At 58.8% G+C, this 23,435-nt stretch carries 22 protein-coding genes; 6 read left to right on the forward strand and 16 right to left on the reverse strand.

The features are described 5' to 3' along the window. Window positions 1–21: 21 nt before the first annotated feature. The 3 genes from AC1DWM_RS15370 to pap form a co-directional block, all read right to left on the reverse strand. Window positions 22–981 carry a DMT family transporter gene (locus tag AC1DWM_RS15370; protein WP_223519064.1) on the reverse strand — a complete coding sequence of 320 codons (960 nt, stop codon included), beginning with the start codon at window positions 979–981 and terminating at the stop codon, window positions 22–24. Between the two features lie 299 nt (window positions 982–1,280). Then, on the reverse strand, window positions 1,281–2,465 hold the full coding sequence (locus AC1DWM_RS15375; RefSeq protein WP_477795557.1) for a thiolase family protein: 1,185 nt from the start codon (window positions 2,463–2,465) through the stop codon (window positions 1,281–1,283). Between the two features lie 102 nt (window positions 2,466–2,567). Next, window positions 2,568–4,082 carry a polyphosphate:AMP phosphotransferase gene (gene pap, locus AC1DWM_RS15380; protein ID WP_223519060.1) on the reverse strand — a complete coding sequence of 505 codons (1,515 nt, stop codon included), beginning with the start codon at window positions 4,080–4,082 and terminating at the stop codon, window positions 2,568–2,570. 129 nt (window positions 4,083–4,211) lie between these two features. On the opposite strand from pap, the gene mnmC reads away from it, so the two are divergent. The 5 genes from mnmC (at window position 4,212) to AC1DWM_RS15405 (ending at window position 11,657) form a co-directional block, all read left to right on the forward strand. Beyond that, window positions 4,212–6,191, forward strand: coding sequence for a bifunctional tRNA (5-methylaminomethyl-2-thiouridine)(34)-methyltransferase MnmC2/FAD-dependent 5-carboxymethylaminomethyl-2-thiouridine(34) oxidoreductase MnmC1 (gene mnmC / locus AC1DWM_RS15385; protein ID WP_477795558.1), 1,980 nt, complete (start codon window positions 4,212–4,214; stop codon window positions 6,189–6,191). Window positions 6,192–6,379: 188 nt separating this feature from the next. Further along, window positions 6,380–8,152, forward strand: coding sequence for an N-acetylglutaminylglutamine amidotransferase (locus AC1DWM_RS15390; RefSeq protein WP_477795559.1), 1,773 nt, complete (start codon window positions 6,380–6,382; stop codon window positions 8,150–8,152). A 3-nt stretch (window positions 8,153–8,155) separates the two neighbouring features. Beyond that, window positions 8,156–9,904, forward strand: a complete 1,749-nt coding sequence (gene ngg, locus AC1DWM_RS15395) for an N-acetylglutaminylglutamine synthetase (RefSeq protein ID WP_477795560.1) — start codon at window positions 8,156–8,158, stop codon at window positions 9,902–9,904. Window positions 9,905–10,047: 143 nt separating this feature from the next. Further along, window positions 10,048–11,238 carry an osmoprotectant NAGGN system M42 family peptidase gene (locus AC1DWM_RS15400; protein ID WP_223519052.1) on the forward strand — a complete coding sequence of 397 codons (1,191 nt, stop codon included), beginning with the start codon at window positions 10,048–10,050 and terminating at the stop codon, window positions 11,236–11,238. A 191-nt stretch (window positions 11,239–11,429) separates the two neighbouring features. Continuing rightward, window positions 11,430–11,657: a YheU family protein gene (locus tag AC1DWM_RS15405; protein WP_007945785.1), complete on the forward strand. Its 228-nt coding sequence runs from the start codon at window positions 11,430–11,432 to the stop codon at window positions 11,655–11,657. 5 nt (window positions 11,658–11,662) lie between these two features. Here AC1DWM_RS15405 and csrA read toward each other — a convergent pair whose 3' ends face one another. The 3 genes from csrA to AC1DWM_RS15420 form a co-directional block, all read right to left on the reverse strand. After that, a complete protein-coding gene (csrA, locus tag AC1DWM_RS15410; protein WP_477795561.1) occupies window positions 11,663–11,848 on the reverse strand; it encodes a carbon storage regulator CsrA in 186 nt (61 codons plus the stop codon). A gap of 153 nt (window positions 11,849–12,001) precedes the next feature. Next, window positions 12,002–12,334, reverse strand: a complete 333-nt coding sequence (locus tag AC1DWM_RS15415; RefSeq protein ID WP_477795562.1) for a YnfA family protein — start codon at window positions 12,332–12,334, stop codon at window positions 12,002–12,004. A 64-nt stretch (window positions 12,335–12,398) separates the two neighbouring features. Further along, the gene (locus tag AC1DWM_RS15420) at window positions 12,399–13,214 is read right to left on the reverse strand and encodes an SDR family oxidoreductase (protein ID WP_223519046.1); all 816 of its coding nucleotides are present in this window, start codon (window positions 13,212–13,214) and stop codon (window positions 12,399–12,401) included. A 280-nt stretch (window positions 13,215–13,494) separates the two neighbouring features. Here AC1DWM_RS15420 and AC1DWM_RS15425 point away from each other — a divergent pair, with 280 nt between their 5' ends. Beyond that, a complete protein-coding gene (locus tag AC1DWM_RS15425) occupies window positions 13,495–13,653 on the forward strand; it encodes a DUF3309 family protein (RefSeq protein WP_172825980.1) in 159 nt (52 codons plus the stop codon). 71 nt (window positions 13,654–13,724) lie between these two features. Here the strand turns inward: AC1DWM_RS15425 and AC1DWM_RS15430 are convergent, their stop codons facing one another. The 10 genes from AC1DWM_RS15430 to AC1DWM_RS15475 all read right to left on the reverse strand — a co-directional run bounded on the left by AC1DWM_RS15430 (window position 13,725) and on the right by AC1DWM_RS15475 (window position 23,257). Then, the gene (locus AC1DWM_RS15430) at window positions 13,725–15,818 is read right to left on the reverse strand and encodes an LTA synthase family protein (protein ID WP_477795563.1); all 2,094 of its coding nucleotides are present in this window, start codon (window positions 15,816–15,818) and stop codon (window positions 13,725–13,727) included. 284 nt (window positions 15,819–16,102) lie between these two features. Beyond that, on the reverse strand, window positions 16,103–16,708 hold the full coding sequence (locus AC1DWM_RS15435; RefSeq protein ID WP_477795564.1) for an START domain-containing protein: 606 nt from the start codon (window positions 16,706–16,708) through the stop codon (window positions 16,103–16,105). A gap of 40 nt (window positions 16,709–16,748) precedes the next feature. After that, window positions 16,749–17,003: a YkgJ family cysteine cluster protein gene (locus tag AC1DWM_RS15440; protein ID WP_477795565.1), complete on the reverse strand. Its 255-nt coding sequence runs from the start codon at window positions 17,001–17,003 to the stop codon at window positions 16,749–16,751. A gap of 166 nt (window positions 17,004–17,169) precedes the next feature. Further along, window positions 17,170–17,628, reverse strand: a complete 459-nt coding sequence (locus tag AC1DWM_RS15445; RefSeq protein WP_223519039.1) for a translation initiation factor 2 — start codon at window positions 17,626–17,628, stop codon at window positions 17,170–17,172. 82 nt (window positions 17,629–17,710) lie between these two features. After that, a complete protein-coding gene (locus tag AC1DWM_RS15450) occupies window positions 17,711–19,150 on the reverse strand; it encodes an aminotransferase-like domain-containing protein (RefSeq protein ID WP_123432724.1) in 1,440 nt (479 codons plus the stop codon). Between the two features lie 211 nt (window positions 19,151–19,361). Beyond that, on the reverse strand, window positions 19,362–20,174 hold the full coding sequence (locus AC1DWM_RS15455) for an OmpA family protein (RefSeq protein ID WP_223519037.1): 813 nt from the start codon (window positions 20,172–20,174) through the stop codon (window positions 19,362–19,364). Next, window positions 20,171–20,527 carry a DUF4398 domain-containing protein gene (locus AC1DWM_RS15460; protein ID WP_223519035.1) on the reverse strand — a complete coding sequence of 119 codons (357 nt, stop codon included), beginning with the start codon at window positions 20,525–20,527 and terminating at the stop codon, window positions 20,171–20,173. The genes AC1DWM_RS15455 and AC1DWM_RS15460 overlap by 4 nt, the downstream gene beginning before the upstream one ends. Window positions 20,528–20,536: 9 nt before the next feature. Further along, complete coding sequence (locus AC1DWM_RS15465; protein WP_223519033.1) at window positions 20,537–21,364, reverse strand: substrate-binding periplasmic protein; 828 nt, start codon at window positions 21,362–21,364, stop codon at window positions 20,537–20,539. A gap of 211 nt (window positions 21,365–21,575) precedes the next feature. Then, window positions 21,576–22,505, reverse strand: a complete 930-nt coding sequence (locus tag AC1DWM_RS15470; RefSeq protein WP_223519031.1) for an electron transfer flavoprotein subunit alpha/FixB family protein — start codon at window positions 22,503–22,505, stop codon at window positions 21,576–21,578. A gap of 2 nt (window positions 22,506–22,507) precedes the next feature. Next, window positions 22,508–23,257, reverse strand: a complete 750-nt coding sequence (locus tag AC1DWM_RS15475; RefSeq protein WP_007945693.1) for an electron transfer flavoprotein subunit beta/FixA family protein — start codon at window positions 23,255–23,257, stop codon at window positions 22,508–22,510. Window positions 23,258–23,435: the final 178 nt, after the last annotated feature.

The raw sequence follows: 23,435 nt of genomic DNA on the forward strand, positions 1-23,435 counted from the left end.
GATTGGCAGCGATGAAGATGTTCAGCCTAGCGCCATTTTGGCTTTTCGCGCCTTGAGCCCTGCAATGAGCGAAGGCCCCAACGCCACCAGCGCCGACCCCAACACCACCAGCACCGCCCCGCCATAACCCAAACCATTGATCGTTTCGGCCTGTACGAAGTCAGGCCACAACCACGCGGCCACGGCCACCGCGACAAACGTCACCAATGGCGTGATCGCCAGCGTCGCACTCACCCGCGACGCTTCCCAATGGGCCAGCGCTTCGGCAAACGCGCCATAGGCGATCAGGGTATTCATGCAGCACGCCAGCAACAACCAGCCTTGCAGCGGGCTCAATTGCAGCGCTTCAAGCGGATGCACCCACGGTGTCAGCAACAACGCGCAGAACAGGTAAATCACCATCATCACCTGCAACGAATTCCACACCGTCAGCAGTTGCTTCTGCCCCAAGGCGTAGAAGGTCCAGACCGTGGACGCCAACAACACCAACAGCACGCCGGTGGTGTATTCGGTCAACGAAGTGAGCAGCTCGGCCAGGCGCTGATTGAAAAACAGGGCGAAACCGATCAGCAGCACCAACAGGCCAATCCCCTGACCCATGCTGAAACGTTCCTTGAACACAAACAGACTGGCGATCAGCAACATGATCGGGCCCATCTGCACCACCAATTGCGCAGTGCCGGCGCTGAGCAGGTTCAGGCCCATCAAGTACAGCACGTAGTTGCCGACCAGACCGAGCACCGCCATCAACACCAGCCAGCCACCTCGCGGGCCGAGGACTTTACGAGTCGGCAAACGCCTGGTCGCCGCCAGATACACAAACAGGCACCCACCGGACACGATCAGGCGAAACCAGGTGACGGTCACCGGGTCCATCACCAGCAGCACTTGCTTGAGTTTGATCGGCAGGATTCCCCACAACAGCGCAGTCAACAAGGCCAGAAACAGACCGTAGACCCAGCGACCGGATGAAATGTGCATGCGAACCCCAACAGCCAGAAGGCGAGAATCGTCATTCTAGGCGCAGAGGCGTCTGGCACACAGGGACAGTTGGCGAGCAGGCGCGAATGAAACTGTGCAGGTCGCAGGCGGCGGAGCTGGAGATTCGGGTGTATATCGAGCAGATGCGGATTTTAAGTGCCCGCCGATAAACCGAGGCGCAGCCATCGCGAGCAGGCTCACTCCTACAGTTGATCGCATTTCTCCAGGAAGAACTCGGTCAACTGTAGGAGTGAGCCTGCTCGCGATGGCGGTTGATCAGGCGACACAGTTTTCCGGATTTAACGTACTGCTTCAAACAACCCCGTCGCGCCCATCCCGCCACCCACGCACATGGTGACGATGCCGTAACGCAATTTGCGCCGCTGCAATTCGCGCACGAGATGCCCGACCTGACGCGAACCGGTCATGCCGAACGGGTGGCCAATGGAAATCGACCCGCCACTGACGTTGTACTTCTCGTTATCGATCCCCAGCCGATTGCGGCTGTACAGGCACTGCGAAGCAAACGCTTCGTTGAGTTCCCACAGATCAATGTCGACGATCTGCAAACCCTTGGCCTTGAGCAACTTGGGCACCGAGAACACCGGACCGATGCCCATCTCATCCGGCTCGCACCCGGCGACCGTGAAACCACGGAAGAACGCTTTGGGCTTCAAGCCCAGTTCCAGCGCTTTTTCCAGGCTCATCACCAGCGTCATCGACGCCCCGTCGGACAGTTGCGACGAGTTGCCCGCCGTGACCGAACCGTCTTCGGCAAACACCGGTTTCAAGCCCGCCAGGCTTTCCAGCGTGGTGTCCGGGCGGTTGCAGTCGTCGCGATCGACGACGCCATCGAGAATTTGAATTTCACCGGTGTTTTTGTCTTCAACCCGGTACTTCACCGCCATCGGCACGATTTCATCATCGAACAGACCGGCGGCCTGAGCCTGAGCGGTGCGCTGCTGACTTTGCAGGGCATACAGGTCTTGCTCTTGGCGACTGACGTTGTAACGACGCGCGACGATTTCGGCGGTCTGGCCCATCGGGAAGTAGATGCCCGGCACCTGCTCCTTCAGCAACGGGTTGATCAGGTTATCGGTATTGACGCTTTTCATGGTCAGGCTGATGGATTCGACGCCACCGGCAACGATGATGTCGCTGCAACCCGAAGCAATTTGGTTGGCGGCGATGGCGATCGCCTGCAAGCCCGAGGAGCAAAAGCGGTTAAGGGTCATGCCGGCGGTGCCGATGCCCAGACGCGACAACACGGCGACGTTGCGACCGATGTTGTAGCCCTGCGCGCCTTCGTTGGAGCCCGCACCGACGATGCAGTCTTCGACGCTGGCCGGGTCGATGCCATTTCGTGCCAACAACGAGTCGACACAATGCGCCGCCATGTCATCTGGCCGGGTCTGGTTGAACTTGCCGCGAAAGGATTTGGCCAGGCCAGTCCGCACGCTGTCGACGATCACCACTTCACGCATGGCATACCTCATTGTTGTTATCGGTTGAGAGTGGACCGAGCATAAGTCCACCTCATAACTGACCGCGACAATCATTCATCCCGCGTATGCGTAACCATCGACTCAGCTCTTGTGCTTCCTGGCCCTCTTGTCGGACTTTTCGAACGCGGCTTCCAGCGCCCGATTAATCGTGCGCAAGACTTTGACCCGCGCCCAGCGCTTGTCATTGGCCTCCACCAGCGTCCAGGGCGAGATTTCGGTACTGGTGCGATCGACCATGTCACCCACCGCAGCGCGGTAAGCGTCCCACTTATCTCGATTGCGCCAGTCGTCTTCGGTGATCTTGAAACGCTTGAAGGGAATTTCTTCCCGGGCCTGGAAACGCTCCAGTTGTGTCTGCTTGTCGATGGCCAGCCAGAACTTGACCACGATGACGCCCGAGTCGGAAATCTGTTCTTCGAAGTCGTTGATCTCGCTGTAAGCCCGCAGCCAGTCCGTCGGCGGGCAAAAGCCTTCGATGCGCTCCACCAGCACCCGCCCGTACCAGGAGCGATCAAAAACCGTGAACTTGCCCTTGGCCGGGAGGTGGCGCCAGAACCGCCACAGATACGGCTGTGCCCGCTCCTCTTCGGTCGGCGCGGCGATCGGCACGATGCTGTACTGACGCGGATCGAGCGCCGCCGCGACTCGCCGAATCGCCCCGCCCTTGCCCGCCGCATCGTTGCCTTCGAACACCGCCACCAACGCGTGCCGACGCATGCGTTTATCGCGCATCAGGCCAGAGAACCGCGCCTGCTCGGTGATCAGTTGTTCTTCGTAATCGTCCTTGTCCAGCTGCAGGGTCAAGTCGAGGCTGTCGAGCAGGTTGATCTGATCGATATGAATCGGCAGCGGTGCGGCATTGACCTTGTCGGGATGGACATCGGGGCGTTTCAGCGCAGTTTGCAGACCTTCAAGCAGGATCTTGCCCACCGCCAGGCTACGGTAATGGGCGTCCAACCCTTCAATCACATGCCACGGCGCGTAGTCGCGACTGGTGCGGCGCAACACACGCTCGCCGTATTTCACGAATTTGTCGTATGTCTTGGATTGTTGCCAGTCCAGCGGACTGATGCGCCAGCTGTGCAGCGGATCGTCGGCAAGGGCCTTGAGGCGCGCTTTCATTTGCTTTTTGGAGAGGTGGAACCAGAACTTGAAGATCAGCGCACCTTCGTCGCACAGCATCTTTTCAAAACGCTCGGATTGGTTGATCGACTGATCCAGCACCGCGTCTTTGAACAGGCCATGAACCCGGCCTTGCAGCATCTGACTGTACCAATTGCCGAAGAAAATCCCCATGCGCCCCGCGGCCGGCAGCATCCGCCAATAACGCCAGGCCGGTGGTCGCGCCAGTTCCTCATCAGTTTGCTGGTCGAAGGTGCGGACCTCTATCAGACGCGGGTCCATCCATTCGTTGAGCAACTTGACCGTCTCGCCCTTGCCGGCGCCTTCGATGCCATTGATCAGGATGATCACCGGGAAACGTTTTTGCTGCTGAAGTTCGAACTGCGCTTCAAGCAAGGCTTCGCGCAACGCCGGCACCTCGGCGTCATAGGTTTCTTTGTCGATGGCGTGACCGATTTCAGCGGATTCGAACATTGGACGGCTCCCTTTCCAGATTGAACAAGACTAGCGGATTGGGCCGATAGCAAGCAGAGAAATCCCCTGCGATGTGGGCTTTTGTGGCGAGGGGGCTAGAATGGCGACCTTGCCGCCGCCGAGCCTGCCATGAAACCTGTATTGCCTCACGCCCAACTCGACTGGGACGACCAGGGTCGCCCGTATTCGCGGGTGTTCGACGACGTGTATTTTTCGGACAAGTCGGGCCTTGAAGAAACCCGTTACGTGTTCCTTGAGCAAAACAATCTGCGTGAACGTTTCACCGCGTTACCGGACGGCGGTCGACTGGTCATTGGTGAGACCGGCTTCGGCACCGGGTTGAATTTTCTGTGTGCCTGGCAATTATTTGAACAGCATGCGGTGGCGGGTGCGCGACTGCACTTTGTGAGCGTCGAAAAATATCCGCTGAGCTTGCCCGATCTGCAACGCGCCCTGGCGTTATGGCCAGAACTCAAACGGTTCGCCGATCAATTGCTCGCGCAGTACGTAGCGATCCATCAAGGCTTCCAGCGATTGATCCTGGACAACGGCCGCGTGACGCTGACCTTGCTGATCGGCGATGCTCTTGAGCAGCTGCCGCAACTGGACGCGCAGATTGACGCCTGGTTTCTCGACGGTTTCGCCCCGGCGAAAAACCCCGACATGTGGACCGCCGAATTGTTTGCCGAACTGGCACGGCTGGCAGCGCCAGGCTCGACCATCAGTACGTTCACCAGCACCGGTTGGGTTCGCCGTTTGCTGAATGCGGCAGGCTTCAAGATGAAGCGCACACCGGGCATTGGCCACAAGTGGGAAATCCTGCGGGGTGTGTTCCTTGGCTGGCCCGAAGACACCGAGGCACCCGTTGCTGCAAAACCCTGGTTTGCTCGACCGACAGCCTTGACTGGCGAACGTCGAGCCTTGGTAATCGGTGGCGGCCTGGCCGGTTGCGCCACAGCCGCCAGCCTCGCCACGCGGGGTTGGCAAGTCAGTTTGTTGGAGCGACATGACGCACTGGCCCAGGAAGCCTCAGGTAACCCACAAGGCGTGTTGTACCTCAAGCTTTCCGCCCATGGCACCGCATTGTCTCAGTTGATCGTCAGTGGTTTTGGCCACACCCGACGCTTGCTGGAGCATTTGCAACGCGGTGTCGACTGGGACGACTGCGGCGTGCTGCAACTGGCCTTTAACGCCAAGGAAGCGCAACGTCAGGCGCAATTGGCGGCGGCGTTTCCCGAAGATCTGCTGCACGTGCTGGATCGAGAAAACGCCGAGATTCACGCCGGTATCGCACTGCAATCAGGCGGTCTGTTTTACCCCGAAGGCGGCTGGGTGCATCCGCCCGCCCTGTGCCACTGGCAAGCGACGCATCCGAACATCCAGATTCTGACCCATCGTGAGGTGCTGGAACTGCGCCGCGTCGACGGGCACTGGCAAGCCTGGGATGGCGAATCATTATTAGCTGACGCACCGGTGGTGGTGCTCGCCGGCGCCGCCGAGATCAAGCGCTTCCCCTACAGCAGCGAACTGCCGCTCAAACGTATTCGCGGACAAATCACTCGCCTGCATCAGACACCTGAGAGCCAAAGCCTGAGCACCGTGGTTTGCGCCGAAGGTTATGTCGCACCGGCTCGATTGGGTGAACACACGCTGGGCGCCAGTTTCGATTTCAACAACGATGACCTGACGCCAACGGCGGCCGAGCATGCCGGCAACCTGCACATGCTTGAAGAAATTTCGGTGGATCTGGTTGCTCGGCTCGGCGCAGACACCTTGCAACCTGAAGCACTTGAAGGTCGCGCAGCGTTTCGCTGCACCAGCCCGGATTACTTGCCGATTGTCGGCCCCTTGGCGGACAGCCAGGCTTTTGCCGACGCCTACATCGCCCTGAGCAAGGATGCCCGGCAAACCCCGGACATCCCTTGCCCATGGCTGGACGGCTTGTACGTCAACAGCGGCCACGGTTCACGAGGGCTGATCACCGCGCCGTTGTCGGGCGAGTTGCTGGCTGCGTGGCTGGATGACGAACCACTGCCATTGCCCAGAGCGGTGGCCGAAGCCTGTCATCCAAACCGTTTTACCTTGCGGCGTTTGATCCGAGGTAAGTGAATCCACTCGACTCATGATGCCCCGGGTCAGGCGCACGGTCCCGGTGGCGTTGCCCTCCTTGCCCGTCCCACGGGCTTATTACTTATCGATCTAAAACTCCCGCTACCCCACTGGGTCAGTTTCTGAGTACCCGCCGCTTTGGCCGGGTATCGATTGACCCTCCCCAACGGAAAACCGGTAAGGATTTTATGTGCGGATTAGCTGGCGAGTTACGCTTTGATCATCAACCGGCGGACCTCGCGGCCGTTGAACGAATCACTCATCACCTGGCCCCTCGCGGCCCGGATGCCTGGGGCTTTCACGCTCAAGGGCCGATTGCCCTGGGCCATCGGCGCCTGAAAATCATGGACCTGTCGGACGGCTCGGCGCAGCCGATGATCGACAATCAATTGGGCTTGTCCCTGGCCTTCAACGGCGCAATCTATAACTTCCCGGAACTGCGCGCCGAGCTCGAAAGCCTCGGTTATGCCTTCTACTCTGGCGGTGACACCGAAGTGCTGCTCAAGGGCTATCACGCCTGGGGCGAAGCCTTGCTGCCCAAGCTCAACGGCATGTTCGCGTTCGCCATTTGGGAACGTGACGCCCAGCGCTTGTTCATCGCCCGCGACCGCCTCGGCGTGAAGCCGCTGTACCTGTCGCGCACCGGTCAACGACTGCGCTTTGCCTCGGCACTGCCGGCGTTGCTCAAAGGTGGCGACATCAACCCGATGCTCGACCCGGTGGCGCTCAATCATTACCTGAACTTCCACGCCGTGGTCCCGGCGCCACGCACCCTGCTGGCCGGCATCGAAAAACTGCCACCAGCCACCTGGATGCGTATCGAAGCTGATGGCAGCACCACGCAGAAAACCTGGTGGACCCTGCCCTACGGCCCACACGCTGACGAAATGAACCTGACCCTCGAAGACTGGCGTGACCGTGTGCTCGACAGCACTCGCGACGCAGTGGCGATTCGTCAACGTGCGGCGGTTGACGTCGGCGTATTGCTTTCGGGCGGTGTCGATTCGAGCCTGCTGGTCGGGCTGTTGCGTGAAGTCGGCGTGGAAAACCTGGCGACTTTCTCCATCGGTTTTCAAGATGCCGGCGGCGAGCGTGGCGACGAATTTCAGTATTCGGACCTGATCGCCAGGCACTACGGCACCCAACACCATCAATTGCGCATCGACGAAAAAGAGATTATCGAGCAACTGCCGGCAGCGTTCCGCGCCATGAGCGAGCCGATGGTCAGCCATGACTGCATCGCCTTCTATCTGCTATCCCGCGAAGTGGCCAAACATTGCAAAGTGGTCCAGAGCGGCCAGGGCGCGGACGAGTTATTTGCCGGTTATCACTGGTACCCGCAGGTCGACGGTGCTGCCGATCCGTACACGGCCTATCGAGAGGCGTTCTTCGACCGTAGCTACGACGATTACGCAGCCACCGTGCAGCCGAAATGGCTGACAGCCAATGACGCCGCCGGTGACTTCGTGAAGGAACATTTCGCACAACCCGGTGCCGACGCGGCGGTGGACAAGGCCCTGCGTCTGGACAGTACGGTGATGCTGGTCGACGACCCGGTCAAACGCGTCGACAACATGACCATGGCTTGGGGTCTGGAAGCACGCACGCCGTTTCTCGACTATCGGCTGGTGGAATTGTCGGCCCGCGTGCCGGGTAAATTCAAACTGCCGGACGGCGGCAAACAAGTCCTCAAGGAAGCGGCGCGACTGGTGATTCCGAGTGAAGTCATCGATCGCAAGAAGGGTTACTTCCCGGTGCCCGGCCTCAAGCACTTACGGGGCGATACGCTGAACTGGGTGCGCGAATTGCTGCTCGATCCCAGTCAGGATCGCGGCCTGTTCAACCCGGCCATGCTCGACCGGCTGCTGACAGATCCGCAAGGTCAATTGACCCCGCTGCGCGGCTCCAAGCTGTGGCAATTGGCGGCCCTGAACCTGTGGCTCAGCGAGCAAGGAATCTGATCGATGAAACCCAACGCCACGGCTTACAGCCAACGCTTGTTGCGCGGCCAGACGCCTTCCTATGAACGCTTGCAGGCGCGTCTGGCCGAAGACGGCAGCGAACTGAGTGCCGCGCCGATCGCCGTGCATTGCGGCTGGGGCCGGTTGCTGATCGGGCACACCTTTCCCGATCCGGCCAGCCTCGCCCAAGAGTTGCTCAATGAGCAGCCGGGCGAACGCGACATTGCGTTGTACGTTGCCGCGCCTCAGCAAATGCTGGGGCTTGAACCCGCACAGCTGTTTCTTGACCCGTCCGACACCTTGCGGTTGTGGTTCAGTGATTACCGTCAGGCGACGCGCGTGTTTCGCGGTTTTCGTATCCGTCGGGCACAAAGTGATGCGGACTGGCTGGCAATCAATCAGCTGTATCAGGCCCGCGGCATGTTGCCCATCGATTCAAGTCTGCTGACCCCGCGCCATCTGGGTGGCCCGGTGTATTGGCTGGCCGAGGATGAAGACAGCGGCGCGATCATCGGTAGTGTCATGGGCCTCAATCACCACAAGGCGTTCAACGACCCGGAAAACGGCAGCAGCCTGTGGTGCCTCGCGGTCGACCCTTGCTGCTCGCGGCCCGGTGTCGGTGAAGTGTTGGTGCGACATTTGATCGAACACTTCATGAGCCGTGGGCTGAGTTACCTTGACTTGTCGGTTTTACACGACAACCGGCAGGCGAAAAGCCTTTACGCCAAACTTGGTTTCCGCAACCTCTCGACCTTTGCCATCAAGCGCAAGAACGGCATCAATCAGCCGCTGTTTCTCGGGCCGGGGCCGCAGGCCGAATTCAATCCCTATGCACGGATCATCGTCGAGGAAGCCCATCGGCGCGGCATTGATGTGCACGTGGATGATGCCGATGCCGGCCTGTTCACCCTCAGCCACGGCGGGCGCCGGGTGCGCTGCCGCGAATCGTTGAGCGACTTGACCAGCGCCATCAGCATGAGCCTGTGTCAGGACAAAAGCCTGACGCACAAAGTGCTCAAAGGCGCAGGGCTGAACCTGCCTTCGCAACAACTGGCGGGCAATGCCGATGACAACCTGGCGTTTCTCGATGAGCACGAGCGGGTGGTGGTCAAGCCGCTGGATGGCGAGCAAGGTCAAGGGGTTGCCGTGGATTTGCGGACGATTGAAGAGGTGCAGCAAGCCATCGAAGCCGCTCGCCAGTTCGACAGTCGAGTGCTGCTGGAAAGTTTTCACGAAGGCCTCGACCTGCGGATTGTGGTGATCGGGTTTGAGGTGGTGGCGGCGGCGATTCGGCGGCCGGCAGAGGTGGTCGGCGACGGCCAGCATTCTATAGGTGCGCTGATCGAAGCCCAGAGCCGGCGTCGACAGGCGGCGACCAGCGGAGAGAGCAAAATACCCCTGGATCATGAGACCCAGCGCACGTTACATGCGGCGGGTTACGACTACAGCAGCATTCTGCCGGCGGGCGAGCATTTGTTCGTACGGCGTACGGCGAATCTACATACAGGCGGGATTCTGGAGGATGTCACGGCGATTCTGCATCCAACTCTGGAGGATGCTGCGGTGCGTGCGGCGCGGGCGCTGGATATCCCGATGGTCGGACTCGACTTGATGGTGCTCGCTGCCGATCAGCCGGCGTATGTGTTTATCGAGGCGAATGAGCGCGCCGGATTGGCCAACCATGAACCACAGCCGACGGCTGAGCGGTTTGTGGATTTGTTGTTTCCGCATAGTCAGCCGGCGGTTTCCTAGTGATGTGTCTTGATCGTTCCCACGCTCTGCGTGGGAATGCCTCACCGGACGCTCCGCGTCCGCCCTTGGGACGCAGAGCGTCCCCGGCTGCATTCCCACGCAGAGCATGGGAACGATCAGTTCTGTACCCATCAGGAGTTTCCATGACCAGCAAAATTCCCGAACCGGATCTCAACTATCTGCAAAAAGTCCTGCTGGAAATGCTCGCCATTCCCAGCCCGACCGGGTTCACCGACACCATCGTGCGCTATGTCGCCGAACGCCTTGAAGAGCTGGGTATTCCATTCGAAATGACCCGTCGCGGGACCATCCGTGCGACCCTCAAAGGCAAGAAAAACAGTCCCGACCGCGCAGTTTCCGCCCACCTGGACACCATCGGTGCGGCGGTTCGCGCCATCAAAGATAACGGTCGTCTGACACTGGCGCCGGTCGGTTGCTGGTCCAGCCGTTTTGCCGAGGGCAGCCGGGTCAGCCTGTTCACCGACAACGGCGTGATTCGCGGCAGCGTATTGCCGCTGATGGCTTCCGGGCACGCCTTCAACACCGCCGTGGACGAGTTGCCGATCAGTTGGGATCACATCGAGTTGCGACTGGACGCTTATTGCGCCACCCGTGCCGACTGCGACTCGCTGGGGATCAGCGTTGGCGATTTCGTGGCCTTCGACCCCTTGCCGGAATTCACTGAAAGCGGTCACATCAGCGCCCGCCATCTGGACGACAAGGCCGGTGTTGCTGCATTGCTTGCGGCGATGAAAGCCATCGTCGACAGTGGCGAGGAATTGATGATCGACTGCCATCCGCTGTTCACCATCACCGAGGAAACCGGCAGCGGCGCGGCGGCAGCATTACCGTGGGACGTCAGCGAATTCGTCGGCATCGATATTGCGCCCGTCGCGCCCGGCCAGCATTCCAGCGAACACGCCGTCAGTGTGGCGATGCAGGATTCCGGTGGACCTTATGACTATCACTTGTCGCGACATTTGCTGCGCTTGGCCAGTGACAACGAATTGCCGGTGCGCCGCGACCTGTTCCGTTACTACTTCAGCGATGCGCACTCGGCGGTGACCGCCGGGCACGACATTCGCACCGCCCTGCTCGCCTTTGGTTGCGATGCGACGCACGGTTATGAGCGTACGCATATCGATAGCCTGGCGGCATTGAGCCGCTTACTGGGTGCCTACATTCTGAGCCCGCCGGTTTTTGCCAGCGATGCGCAACCGGCGAAGGGGTCGCTGGACCGGTTCAGTCATCAGATCGAACATGACACGCAGATGGAAAGTGATACGCGGGTGCCATCGGTGGATAGCCTGGTGGGGCAGCGCTCCGATAGCTGACATCTTCATTGTTTGATCTTGCGCTATCGCGAGCAGGCTCGCTCCCACAGGGAACTGCGGTCAACTGTGGGAGCGAGCTTGCTCCGGGCGGCGTTCCGACGAAGGCGGCCGCACAGGCGACACATCAGGCCGAGGCTAGCCGCCACCGATCATTCGCCGTAGCATCGCGCCATTGTTTAGCCGAGGTGCCTATGCTGATCCCCTACGACCAACTTGAAGTCGACACCCTGACCCGCCTGATCGAGGATTTCGTGACTCGTGACGGTACGGACAATGGTGATGACACGCCGCTGGAAACCCGTGTGTTGCGGGTCCGCCAGGCATTGACCAAAGGCCAGGCACTGATCGTTTTCGACCCGGAAAGCGAGCAATGCCAATTGATGCTCAAGCACGATGTGCCCAAGCACCTGTTTGACTGAACGGCTCAGCGCCCCTTGGTCTTGGCCAGTTTTGCCTGGATGCGCTCATAGACTTCAGCCCGATGCACATTGACGTTCAGCGGCGCTTCGACGCCAAAGCGCACACTGTTGCCGCTGACGTTGAGGACACGCAGTGAAATGTTGTCACCGATGGAAATCACCTCGCCCACAACGCGACTGAGTACAAGCATGGTATTGGTCCTTGAGGATTGCCGGTCCTTGAAGATGCCCGGCGTTTAGCGGGTCTTCAAGGCGAGGACGGCAAATCAGCCCAGCCCTACAGCGCTGGACGATCACCTCTGACGGATGCGTCCGACAAATCGATTGAATGCAGGACCGTTCCTTCAGGACGCGGTAAAGCGCGGGCCAAACAAAATGACGCTGGCCCCGATCACGCACAGCGCCACACCAATCCAGTCCGAGCTCAATGGACGGATTCGCTCGACGACCGCCAGCCAGCCAATTGAAGCAATGATGTAAATGCCACCGTAGGCGGCATAGGCGCGCCCTGCGTAGGAGGCCTCGACACGCGTCAGCAGCAGCGCGAACAAGGTCAGGCTGAGCAGCGCCGGAAACACCCACACAACGCTTTTGCCTTGGCGCAACCACATCCAGAACGCGAAACAGCCGGCGATTTCAAACAGCGCCGCGAGGAAAAACCACAAGTAATTGAGCATGCAGATGCCTCGTGAGGATGGCCGGTGGCGGCCACCCTAACGACGCTGTTGCCTACGGGCAAGTTCAGCCAGCGTTTTGTTTGGCCTTGGCGCGCATTTTATCGGCCATGACGGTCATTTCGTTGTAGAGCAGTTGCGGGTTCTTCTGTTTGATCGCCCAGGCCATGCGGCCCTGTTCGTGAGGCAGGATCATAAACTCACCGGCGGCCACCTGTTGGTAGATGTAGTCGGCAATGTCAGAGGCGGTGATCGGCGAACTTTCCAGCAATTTACCGACCTGCGCCTTCATCGCCGGGGTCGGACCGCGGAAAGAGTCGAGCAAATTAGTCTGGAAGAACGACGGGCACACCACATGCACGCTCACTTCCTGCTGTGCCAGCTCGATCAACAGGCTTTCGGACAACGCCACCACGCCGGCCTTGGCCACGTTGTAGTTGCTCATGGCCGGGCCTTGCATCAGGGCGGCCATCGACGCGATGTTGATGATTTTGCCTTTGCTTTCTTCCAGCAGCGGCAGGAACGCCTTGCAGCCCTTGACCACCCCCATCAGGTTGATCGCGATCTGCCAGTCCCAGTCTTCCAGCGACAGTTCACTGAAGAAACCGCCCGAAGCAACACCGGCGTTATTGACGATGATATCGATGCCACCCAGCTTTTCTTCGCAGGCCTGAGCGAATGCGGTCAGCTGGCTGTAATCGCGCACGTCGCAGCGCTGGGTAAATCCGTCACCCCCGGCCTCGCGAACCAGTTTCAGGGTTTCCTGCAAGCCGGGTTCGCTGACATCTGACAAGGCCAGTTGCCAGCCTTCGCGCGCCCAGCGCAGCGCGATTTCGCGACCCAGGCCCGAGCCCGCGCCAGTGATCATCATGCGATTTTGCATAGCAAACAGCCTTGTGGTTCCGGGGAAGATTCGCTGAGTGTAGCGAAGGACATTGCCCGACCCACGCTCCATCAGATTGCTGAATGGCCCGAGCAAACCGTGGGCGCGTGTGATTCAACTAACACTGGAACAAATGAAATAAGTCTGTCTTCGAAAAACATTAAAAAAACATGGAATTTTCCKACTCGCGCACCAGTCGGATTTTGTAAGCAGCTAGAAATTATTGCTTTCCAGCTGACAGTTTAAAGACAGGTCATTCCAGAAGACTTTCAACAAGGAAATAGACATGGGCACAATTCTGATCGTTATTCTGATCCTCTTGCTGATCGGTGGTCTGCCGGTTTTCCCACACTCCAGAAGTTGGGGTTATGGCCCGTCGGGTATCATCGGTGTGGTGCTGGTGGTGCTGTTGATCCTGCTATTGCTTGGCCGGATATAACGGACATAACGAGTTAACAGACAAAAAAAGAGGCCCTTGAAAAAGGGCCTCTTTTTTATTGCGCCGAAAACTTAGTCCGGCTTGCCATCAACCACACCAGCGGTGTTATCGAGCAGGCTTTTGGTCGCTGTTTGCAGGAACGATTCGAGCTTAAGCTTCAACTCCGCAGTGTGTGGATCGTTAGGAACGATCTCGGAACGCGGATTGGCGCCCAGCTCGTAGCGGTACATCTTAGGCTCCATATCCTTGTCTTTCGGTAGCACCAGAATCTGGTCAGCCGTGAGAATGGCCGTGGTCTGTTCGCTGCCCGACGGTTTGATCACGCCAAAACCGGCGTCACCTTCCGGCAGGTTGAGCAGGTCACGACCCCAGCACTGATGGCGCACTTCGCCACCGATGCGGCCCATAATGGTCGGCACGATGTCGATCTGAGTGCCCACGGTGTGGTCACGCTGGCCGAACTTTTCCTGGATACCCGGTGCGATCATCAGCATCGGCACGTTGAAGCGACCCAGGTCCATTTCGGTGATTTGCTGCTCGTTACCGAAACCATGGTCACCCACGATGACAAACAGGGTTTCCTTGAAGTACGGCTCTTTACGCGCCTTCTCAAAGAACTGACCCAGCGCCCAGTCGGAGTAACGCATGGCGGTCAGGTGTTCGTTGAGGTTGCCGCGATCGGTGACGCGCTCGACCGGCAAAGGTGTCGGCAAGGCATACGGCGTGTGGTTGGACAACGTTTGCAGCAAGGCATAGAACGGCTTGCCGTTTTCCCGAGCCTTGAGCTCCACCAGGCCACGGTCGAACATGTCCTGGTCAGACACGCCCCAGGTCGGATCAGAGAACACCGGGTTCACGTAGTCGTTACGGCCGATGAAGTTGGTCATGCCCTGGTTGCTGAAGAAGCCCGACTGGTTATCCCAGGCGAAGTCGCCGTTATAGACGTACACGTCTTCGAAGTCACGGGCACTGAGCAATTGCGGCAGGCCGGACAGTTTGTGGCTGCCTTCCGGGGTCTGCATCAGGTATTCGAAACCCGGCAGGTTCGGGAAGCAGGCCATGGTGGCGAACATGCCCTGGTGGGTGTGGGTGCCGTTGGAAAAGAAACGGTCGAACAACAGGCCTTCCTTCGACAGTTTGTCGAGGTACGGCGTGATGTTACCCGGTCCACCCAGCGCGCCGACCGAGTGACCAGCCATGCTTTCCATCAGGATCACGACCACGTTCTTGATTGGCAGGGTCTTGTCGGCCGGTGGCGTGTAATCACGACGCACGGCGGCTGTCTCGGCATCCACCAGTTTTTCGTCTTTCATCACCAGCATGTCACGCACGGTCTGCTGAGCCACCGGCTGCGGCAGTGTGGCTTTCCAGATGTTGTCGCGATCTTCGGACATCCGGCTCTTGGCCGCCGCGATCAGCGACAGCGTGCCGTTGAGGCCCAACTGGTTGGCGAAGATCGAGTCAGTGGTGTAGACGTCACCCCAACGCATCGGTGGGCCTTGACGCAGAGTGCCACGAGCAGCGACCACGCAAATCAGCAGGCAGACGACGAACACGCCGATGCGTGCATACCACGGGGCGATCTGGCGCGTACTGATGCTGCCACCGCTGAACGGGCCGCGAGGACGGGTCGCACGATCGGCGCCCTTGAACGCCAAAGTCAGGATCAATGTGCCAAAGGCCCACGCCAGCAGATAGCGAACCACCGGGAAACCGTACCAGAGCATGCTCATCACGGTTTTCGGGTCTTCTTTCACATACTGGAAGACCAGGCCGTTGAGGCGCTGGTGAAACTCGCGGTAGAAGTCCATTTCCATCAGGCCGAGGAACAGCGCGATGCTCGAAGCGAGGGTCAGCCAGAAGCGGAAGAACCCGCGAGCAGCCATCGCCCGGGCGCTGAACAGTGCCAGCAACAGCGGAATGCAGAGGTAGACCACCAGACGCAGGTCGAAACGCAGGCCGTTGGCGAACGCTTCAAGAAAGGTCGCAGCCGGTGTGTCGAGGATCATCGAGCGGTTGTAGACCAGCAGCGCAACACGCAGCAGGCTGAACATGACCATCATGATCAAGGCGCACAACAGCGTATAGGCCAGATGCGATTTGACGGTCGGTTGCAGCAGGCGACTAGAAGCTCGCTGCTGATTCAGGGCGTCCGGGATTGCCATGTCGTTTTAGGACCCATTGGAAGTTGAAGTTTCAAAAATACGGCGGCGCATTGCCCTCTATTGGCCAATACCTGACCCCGGGGCTTGCGCGGTGCGCAAATGTTGCACGATCACCCGCCTCATTGCCATTGATTACTGTTTGGCTGGCAGATGCGGGGCGGATTGTCTTGGAGGCTTTGTGAAAATTTTGTGCAACGCATATCCGGAAACACAATAAAGCCGCGCACTGGTAAAAACACAAACGCCCCGAACCAGTCGGGGCGTTTTGCAGAACAACGGTGCGATTACTTCTCGGCGCGTTCTTTCAGGGCTTTCAAGGTATTGAACGGCGCATCGACCACGAACTTGTTGGCGACCATCGACGGCACACTGCCGCCTGGCTCGGTGTGCACCTGATAGGTCACTTCAACCTGGTCACCCTTGGGTACGAACTTCCAGAACCCGTCGACCTTGGCGACGCGCACGAAACCTTCTACTTCCGGAATGTACTTCGGTACGCCTTCGAGCTTGCGGGTCAGGCTGCCATCGGCGCCTTCAACGGTGGTGACGTGCAGTACCGAGTCACGCGGGGTAACCGGCCATGGGGTGTTGAATTGGGTGTAGGTCCAGCTCTGGTCGCCCTCGTGCTTGAGCAGCTTCTGCATTTTGCACTCGTGAATCCAGGCACAGGCGCCGGCCACGTCTTCTTGCAGTGCGCGCAGTTTGGCAACGGTGGTCTTCATCAACGTTACACCCTGATAGGACTTGTAGTCCGAGCCAGGCACTTCGCTCAGGGAGATCTTGATGCCGTCTTCGTTCTTGGCGACCTTCCAGTCTTCAGCCTGGGCGGCCGTCGCGGCGAGCACAGCGGTCAATCCACACAACACAGCGATACGATGCAGCGAACCCATAGTTTTATTCCTTGTTGTTGAAGTTCCGTTGTTGAACACATCACACCGCCGTCATTTGCTCCCACCATCCCAGCAATTTGATCGCTTCGTCACGGCTGCTTCCGCACACCTCGACATCAGCTTCAAAGGCCGAACACACCGCCGGGCGTTGTGGACGGCCAAAAATGAGGCACAGGTTATCGACCGAAAGTTGTACGCAACGTTCGCCAGCGGCTTTGCCATTGGGCATACCGGGAATCGCTGAGCTGATGGAAGGGGCTATGCAACAGGCGCCACAGCCTTCACGGCATTTCATGATGACGGGCTCCTCACGAGGAGTGATGTGTAAAAAGGACGGGCACAGAGTAACCGCTAAAACAGTTGTTTAAAATTACCTGAACCGGGGTTTTTCCGTTCAAATCAACGTGACTGACCAGTCTCCGACAAAGCGTCTGGCCAGCGGGTCACGGACAGTGAAGGATTTACCGCTTGAACTCGAAATCCAGCGCCGCGCCTTCGACTTCGTGGCGCTCATCATTGCGCAGTTGCAGCTGCATTTCGTTATTGAGCAGCCGACCGTTGAGCTGAAACGGGCTGCTGCCGGTCTTTTCGCCAAACATGGGTGGCAGCAGTGCATCGTTTTGGGGCAATGGCATCGTACCGATCGGTTTCAGTTCTTGTGCCATTTGCGGGGGCAACTTCAAATCAAGTTTGGCGGGCGGGAGTTGGGTTTTCACCACTTCGCTGGCCGCTTTTGACTTGGAGGCAGTGGGGGGACGCTTTTTCACCACCTTGACAGGCTCGGCTTTTTTGGCAGGCGCCGGTTCTTCCGCGGTTTCGCCGGTCGCCGGTTCTTCATGACCCGCCGCCATGACGCCTTCAGCGTGAACGCTCATCAAGAGGCAAAAAAACAGGCAGGCGGCAGAAAAAATCGGTTTCATGAACCCAACAGCAAAAAACGGCAGAGGGCCATATGCTCCCCTGTTGCACGCCACATGACAAGCACCGCAGTGAACGACCGACTCAGAAGCCGCCGGCCGTTTCCTGGCAAAGTTGCGTGGCCAACATCCCAAGGGTCATCAATGCACGCTCGGCCTCACGGTTCCAGGGTGTGCCGCAATTCAGCCGAATGCAGTGATTGAACTGCTCGGTGTTACTGAAGATAAGCCCCGGCGCAATACTGATGCCCTGTTGCAACGCCCGCACGTGCAATTCCTGTGTGTTGACCCGCCCCGGCAAACTGACCCACAAAATGAAGCCGCCAGTCGGCCGGGTCATCTGCGTGCCTTCAGGGAAGTACTGCTGGACTGCCAGTTGGAAGGCGCTGAGGTTCTTGCGGTATTCCTGACGGATGTAACGTAAGTGACGGTCGTAACCACCGTTTTCCAGATAGGCCGCAATGCCCATTTGCGTGACGCTGCAGGCCGAATGGGTACTGAACGTCTGCAGCCGCTGGATTTCCTGCTGGTACTTGCCGGCAATCATCCAGCCGATCCGCACGCCTGGCGACAGGGTTTTGGAGAAGCTTGAACAATAGATGACCCGATCCAGCCGATCGTAGGCCTTGAGCGATTTGGTGCGCCCCTGCTCGAACATCAACTCGCCGTAAATATCGTCTTCGACAATCTGGATATCAAAATCCGACGCCAGGCGCAGCAATTGTTTTTGCCGCTCCTCGGGCATGGTCCCACCCAATGGATTGCTCAAGCGCGTGGTCAGCACCAGCGCCTTGATCGACCACTGGTTGGCCGCCAGTTGCAGGGCTTCGAGGCTCATGCCTGTGGCCGGGTCGCTCGGAATTTCGATCACTTTGAGGCCGAGCAAGTCTGCCAGTTGCAGCAGGCCATAATACGTTGGCGACTCGGCGGCGATCAGGTCGCCAGGACGGGTCAGTACACGCAGGGACATCTGCAACGCATCGACGCAGCCATGGGTGATGACCACTTCGGAGGGGTCAACCACCACGCCGGCATCGCGCATGCGGATCGCCACTTGCCGGCGCAATGGCTCAAAACCGGGGCTGAACATGTAGCTGAACGCCCGCGGACTATGGAATCGGGTGACTTTGGCCAATTGCTGATGCAGCGCCCGAACCGGCAGGTAATCGACGCTGGGCACTGCGGCGCCCAGCGGAAAAACACCCTCGCGGCGGGATTCGACCAACACTTGTTGAATGATGCTGCTGCGCGTGACCAGACCCGGACGCTCGACCCGGGCGATGTCCGGCGTCGGCGCGGTCAGGGCTGGCGTCTGGTGAACGTAGTAGCCCGACTGCGGCCGGGCCCGGATCAGCCCCTGGTCTTCAAGATTGGCATACGCCTGCAACACCGTCGCATGGCTGACGTTGAGCTGCGAACTCATCTTGCGCACCGAAGGCACGCGCTCCCCCGGTTGATAGACACCACGACGGATGTCTTCGGCCAGTTGTTGAGCAATACGTTGGTAGAGCAAGAGATTGGTCATGACGCAGCACTCGATTTCACGGGCATTTTATTCTTGTGTGAAACAATACCGGAACAGTTTAGAAGTGTACGGGGACAGTTGCCACAATAGTCGACCGTACAGTGCAGTGTCAGCAAAATCTGTACTGCTTTTTTCCATGTACCCAGACAATTGGCAGGCGCAAAAAAACCCGGCGCTGTCTGGCAGGCCGGGTTTTCCAGAGACGCGACCCTTAGCGGGCAGCGCCGAGCTGGCCTTTTTCGTCGGAGAACACAATTTCCACCCGACGGTTCTGCGCACGGCCACGCTCGGAAGCGTTCACGTCCACCGGGTATTCATCGCCGTAGCCTTCGACCTGGATGCGTTTGTCGTCGATGCCCAAGTCCATCAAGACGTCAGCCACCGATTGCGCACGGTCACGCGAAAGTTTGAGGTTGTCGTGTTTACCGCCGGTGCTGTCGGTGTAGCCTTCGATCCGCACCACGCGTTTCGGATTGAGCTGCAGGAACTGAACAATCTTCAGCACCACACGGTTCGCCGAGTTTTTGAGCTCGGCCTCACCCGTATCGAACAGCACATCGCCCAATGTCATCACCAGGCCCCGGTCAGTCTGGGTGGTCGCCAATGCGACAATCTGTTCTTCAAGCCACTTGCCCTGCTGCTGAACGCTGAGCAATTTGGATTCGCGCAGCGCCAATTGCAGACGCTGACGCTCCAGTTCGAGCTTCGCCGCACGCTCTTCGTTGAGCACTTGATTGGTGTGTTCACGGGCGATTTCGCTGTAGCGCTGGCTCAGGTAGGCGTAATGCACCACGTCCGAACCGCTGCCCCAATAGCTGGACAGACGATCTGCGCGGGCCAGGGATTCACCGGCGCGGATCACGTCTTTGGGCGCGATACGCAGCACATTGGAATCTTCCTTGACCTTCTGGAAGTCGGCGCCCGCTTCTTGCAACGCGGCTTCACTGTGTTGCCCGGCGCAGCCATACAGACTGGCGCAACCGGCGAGGATCAAGCTGCCGAGCACTTTTGACTTGAGGCTCATTGGGCATCTCCCAGTTGCTTGCGCAGACGAGTGATGCGGGTATTGAGCACGTTCAATTGCTCCTCGCTCTTGAGGGTCAGCACCTTGGCTTCGGCCAGGCGCGCGTCCAGTTCGGCCTGCTCGGCTCGCATGCGCGCACGTTTGTAGGACTGCTCGGTCATGTTGCTTTGGGCACGAGCGAATTTTTCTTCGGCCAGTTTCATTTCCGGCATGTCATCGGCGGTGGCGCCCACGGCTTTGGCTTGTACGAGTGCCTGTTCGGTCAGGCGAATCTGTTCATTCGGCGCCGGATCGGCTGCACAACCCGCCAGAGCCAGAACGGCCAGGGCAGCGAAAAGAGGTCGAATACTCACTAAAAATCCCTACTGTTTTGGGGTACTGACAGGTTGTTGCTGTTGCTGCACCTTCCAACGCTCGATATTGCGTTGCAACGCGGCGTCCGTCAGTCCTGAGGCGGGCAATTCTGTCATCTTTTTGGCCAGCTGTCCGCGCAACCACGGATCGTTGCAAGCGGAGTTATGGGAAACCGCGAGGTACAGACCGGGCTTGTCGATCGGTTGCGGGTAGGCGATCAGGTCGTTGGCCATGCTCAGCGTCTGCGCGACCGCCATACCTGAATAGCGTCCAGCAAGGACAAATTCCACCTCACCCAGGAGCAACTTCTGGAAGGCCAGGGTCAGGTTGGGTGTACGGATGAGGGTCAATTGCTGCTCGGCAAAAGTGCCGAATGCCGGGGTCATTCGAGACTTTTCCGACACTGCGCCGGGATGACCGTGAAGGTCCTGAGCTTCGTTGTAGATCAATGTCGAATTCTTGCGGGTCCAGACCAGGTAGTCGTTTTCCAGCAGCGACGGATGAATGTAATCCAGGGTTTCCAGTTCGCTGACAGTCAACGGTGCATCGGCCAACATGTCCATGCGCCCGCTGCGCACTTCGTCCAGCGCCTGGGAGCGTTTGCCGGCATAAAGCAGTTCAACCTTGATGCCCAACTCCCCCGCCACGTGCTGCAACAGATCAGCACTGGCACCGATCAGTTTTTCAGGATTTTGCGGGTCTTGCCACAGGTACGGAGGTGCGTCCGGGCTGCCGGTCACGACCAGTCGCTCGCACTTGCCCGCCGCATTGGACAGCGCCGGCAACATCATCAAACCCAGCAGTAATGGCCAGCCGCACACGCGACGCAGATCCATGGCAACACTCTCCACTAAAACCCTGTTATATCGCCTGTAGGAGCTGTCGAGTGAAACGAGGCTGCGATCTTTTGATCTTCCGCTTGGGATTCGAGCGGACCTGAAAATTCGCAGCCTTGTTTCACTCGACAGCTCCTACAACAGCTCCTACAGAAGAACAAAAAAAAAGCCCGACCAAAAGGTCGGGCTCTTTATAAGTCAGGCCGCTGGATTAGACCAGCTTCTCGAACTCTGGGATAGCTTCGAACAGGTCAGCTACCAGGCCATAATCGGCCACCTGGAAGATCGGCGCTTCTTCGTCCTTGTTGATCGCAACGATCACTTTGGAGTCTTTCATGCCGGCCAGGTGCTGGATCGCGCCGGAGATACCGACCGCGATGTACAGCTGTGGCGCAACGATTTTGCCGGTCTGACCGACCTGCATGTCGTTGGGTACAAAACCTGCGTCGACCGCGGCGCGGGAAGCACCGACGGCAGCGCCCAGCTTGTCAGCCAGTGCGTACAGGTGTTTGAAGTTGTCGCCGTTCTGCATGCCGCGACCGCCGGAAACGACGATTTTGGCAGCGGTCAGTTCCGGACGATCGGACTTGGCCAGTTCTTCGCCGACGAAGCTGGAAGTGCCAGCGTCGTGAGCAGCGGCAACGGCTTCAACGGCAGCCGAACCACCTTCAGCTGCAACCGGGTCGAAACCGGTAGCACGCACAGTGATGACTTTCACCGAAGCGTTGGACTGAACGGTAGCGATGGCGTTACCGGCGTAGATCGGACGCTTGAAGGTGTCAGCGTTTTCGACCGAGATGATCTCGGAGATCTGGTCAACGTCCAGCTGCGCAGCAACGCGCGGCAGGATATTTTTGCCGTTGGAAGTGGCGGCAGCCAGGATGTGGCTGTAACCAGCTCCCAACTCTGCAACCAGCGGCGCGACGTTTTCTGGCAGTTGGTGAGCGTAGGCGGCGTTGTCGGCCACCAGCACTTTAGACACGCCAGCGATTTTCGCCGCGGCTTCTGCAACAGCACCCACATTCTGGCCAGCGACCAGAACGTGAATGTCGCCACCAATTTTGGCGGCAGCAGCAACGGTGTTCAGGGTGGCAGGAGCCACAACCTTGTTGTCGTGCTCAGCGATTACCAAGATAGTCATGATTAGATTACCTTCGCTTCGTTTTTCAGTTTCTCGACCAGTTCAGCCACCGACTTGACCTTGATACCCGCGCTGCGTGCAGCAGGCGCTTCGACTTTCACGGTCTTGTTGGTAGAGGCGGTGGAAACGCCCAAAGCGTCCGGAGTCAGCACTTCGAGAGGCTTCTTCTTGGCTTTCATGATGTTTGGCAGAGACGCGTAGCGCGGCTCGTTCAAACGCAGGTCGGTGGTGACGATGGCCGGCAGTTTCAGGGAAACTGTCTGCGCGCCGCCGTCGACTTCGCGAGTCACGGCAACGCTGTCGCCGCTGATTTCAACTTTGGACGCGAACGTGCCCTGACCGTAGCCGCTCAATGCAGCGAGCATCTGGCCAGTCTGGTTGTTGTCGCTGTCGATGGCTTGTTTGCCAAGGATCACCAGCTGAGGCTGTTCCTTGTCGACAACAGCTTTCAACAGTTTGGCAACGGCCAGCGAAGTCAGGTCTTCGGCGGATTCGACGAGGATGGCGCGGTCGGCACCCAGAGCCAGCGCGGTGCGCAGTTGCTCTTGAGCGGTGGACGGGCCGACGGAGACGACGACGATTTCAGTCGCAACACCTTTCTCTTTCAGGCGTACGGCTTCTTCCACGGCGATTTCGCAGAACGGGTTCATCGACATCTTGACGTTGGCAAGATCGACGCCGGAATTGTCCGCCTTGACGCGGACCTTGACGTTGTAGTCCACAACGCGTTTGACAGCTACAAGAACCTTCATGGATTCCTCGTTACTCTCCGGTGAAAAGAAAGTCGCCTAGGCGAACCTGGCGGTTGATGCTCATCGGCGCAAGGGCACCTCTAAAAACGCTGGCAAAAGTGTCAAGTGACCATCGCTCACAATGATGATGATGACCGTTTGTCAGTGGTGACCGACGAGTCATTCATTATCGCGGCGT

This window comes from Pseudomonas sp. P4_C8 (assembly GCF_056401975.1).

What these genes read in the sequence shown, in the direction of transcription:
- AC1DWM_RS15445 (WP_223519039.1), bottom strand. Translation starts at nt 17,628, where the DNA reads ATGAAACCGATTTTTTCTGCCGCCTGCCTGTTTTTTTGCCTCTTGATG.
- mnmC (WP_477795558.1), top strand. Translation starts at nt 4,212, where the DNA reads ATGAAACCTGTATTGCCTCACGCCCAACTCGACTGGGACGACCAGGGT.
- AC1DWM_RS15415 (WP_477795562.1), bottom strand. Translation starts at nt 12,334, where the DNA reads ATGCTCAATTACTTGTGGTTTTTCCTCGCGGCGCTGTTTGAAATCGCC.
- AC1DWM_RS15390 (WP_477795559.1), top strand. Translation starts at nt 6,380, where the DNA reads ATGTGCGGATTAGCTGGCGAGTTACGCTTTGATCATCAACCGGCGGAC.
- AC1DWM_RS15400 (WP_223519052.1), top strand. Translation starts at nt 10,048, where the DNA reads ATGACCAGCAAAATTCCCGAACCGGATCTCAACTATCTGCAAAAAGTC.
- AC1DWM_RS15370 (WP_223519064.1), bottom strand. Translation starts at nt 981, where the DNA reads ATGCACATTTCATCCGGTCGCTGGGTCTACGGTCTGTTTCTGGCCTTG.
- AC1DWM_RS15465 (WP_223519033.1), bottom strand. Translation starts at nt 21,364, where the DNA reads ATGGATCTGCGTCGCGTGTGCGGCTGGCCATTACTGCTGGGTTTGATG.
- AC1DWM_RS15405 (WP_007945785.1), top strand. Translation starts at nt 11,430, where the DNA reads ATGCTGATCCCCTACGACCAACTTGAAGTCGACACCCTGACCCGCCTG.
- AC1DWM_RS15470 (WP_223519031.1), bottom strand. Translation starts at nt 22,505, where the DNA reads ATGACTATCTTGGTAATCGCTGAGCACGACAACAAGGTTGTGGCTCCT.
- pap (WP_223519060.1), bottom strand. Translation starts at nt 4,082, where the DNA reads ATGTTCGAATCCGCTGAAATCGGTCACGCCATCGACAAAGAAACCTAT.
- AC1DWM_RS15455 (WP_223519037.1), bottom strand. Translation starts at nt 20,174, where the DNA reads ATGAGCCTCAAGTCAAAAGTGCTCGGCAGCTTGATCCTCGCCGGTTGC.
- AC1DWM_RS15420 (WP_223519046.1), bottom strand. Translation starts at nt 13,214, where the DNA reads ATGCAAAATCGCATGATGATCACTGGCGCGGGCTCGGGCCTGGGTCGC.
- AC1DWM_RS15440 (WP_477795565.1), bottom strand. Translation starts at nt 17,003, where the DNA reads ATGAAATGCCGTGAAGGCTGTGGCGCCTGTTGCATAGCCCCTTCCATC.
- AC1DWM_RS15430 (WP_477795563.1), bottom strand. Translation starts at nt 15,818, where the DNA reads ATGGCAATCCCGGACGCCCTGAATCAGCAGCGAGCTTCTAGTCGCCTG.
- AC1DWM_RS15375 (WP_477795557.1), bottom strand. Translation starts at nt 2,465, where the DNA reads ATGCGTGAAGTGGTGATCGTCGACAGCGTGCGGACTGGCCTGGCCAAA.
- AC1DWM_RS15475 (WP_007945693.1), bottom strand. Translation starts at nt 23,257, where the DNA reads ATGAAGGTTCTTGTAGCTGTCAAACGCGTTGTGGACTACAACGTCAAG.
- ngg (WP_477795560.1), top strand. Translation starts at nt 8,156, where the DNA reads ATGAAACCCAACGCCACGGCTTACAGCCAACGCTTGTTGCGCGGCCAG.
- AC1DWM_RS15435 (WP_477795564.1), bottom strand. Translation starts at nt 16,708, where the DNA reads ATGGGTTCGCTGCATCGTATCGCTGTGTTGTGTGGATTGACCGCTGTG.
- csrA (WP_477795561.1), bottom strand. Translation starts at nt 11,848, where the DNA reads ATGCTTGTACTCAGTCGCGTTGTGGGCGAGGTGATTTCCATCGGTGAC.
- AC1DWM_RS15450 (WP_123432724.1), bottom strand. Translation starts at nt 19,150, where the DNA reads ATGACCAATCTCTTGCTCTACCAACGTATTGCTCAACAACTGGCCGAA.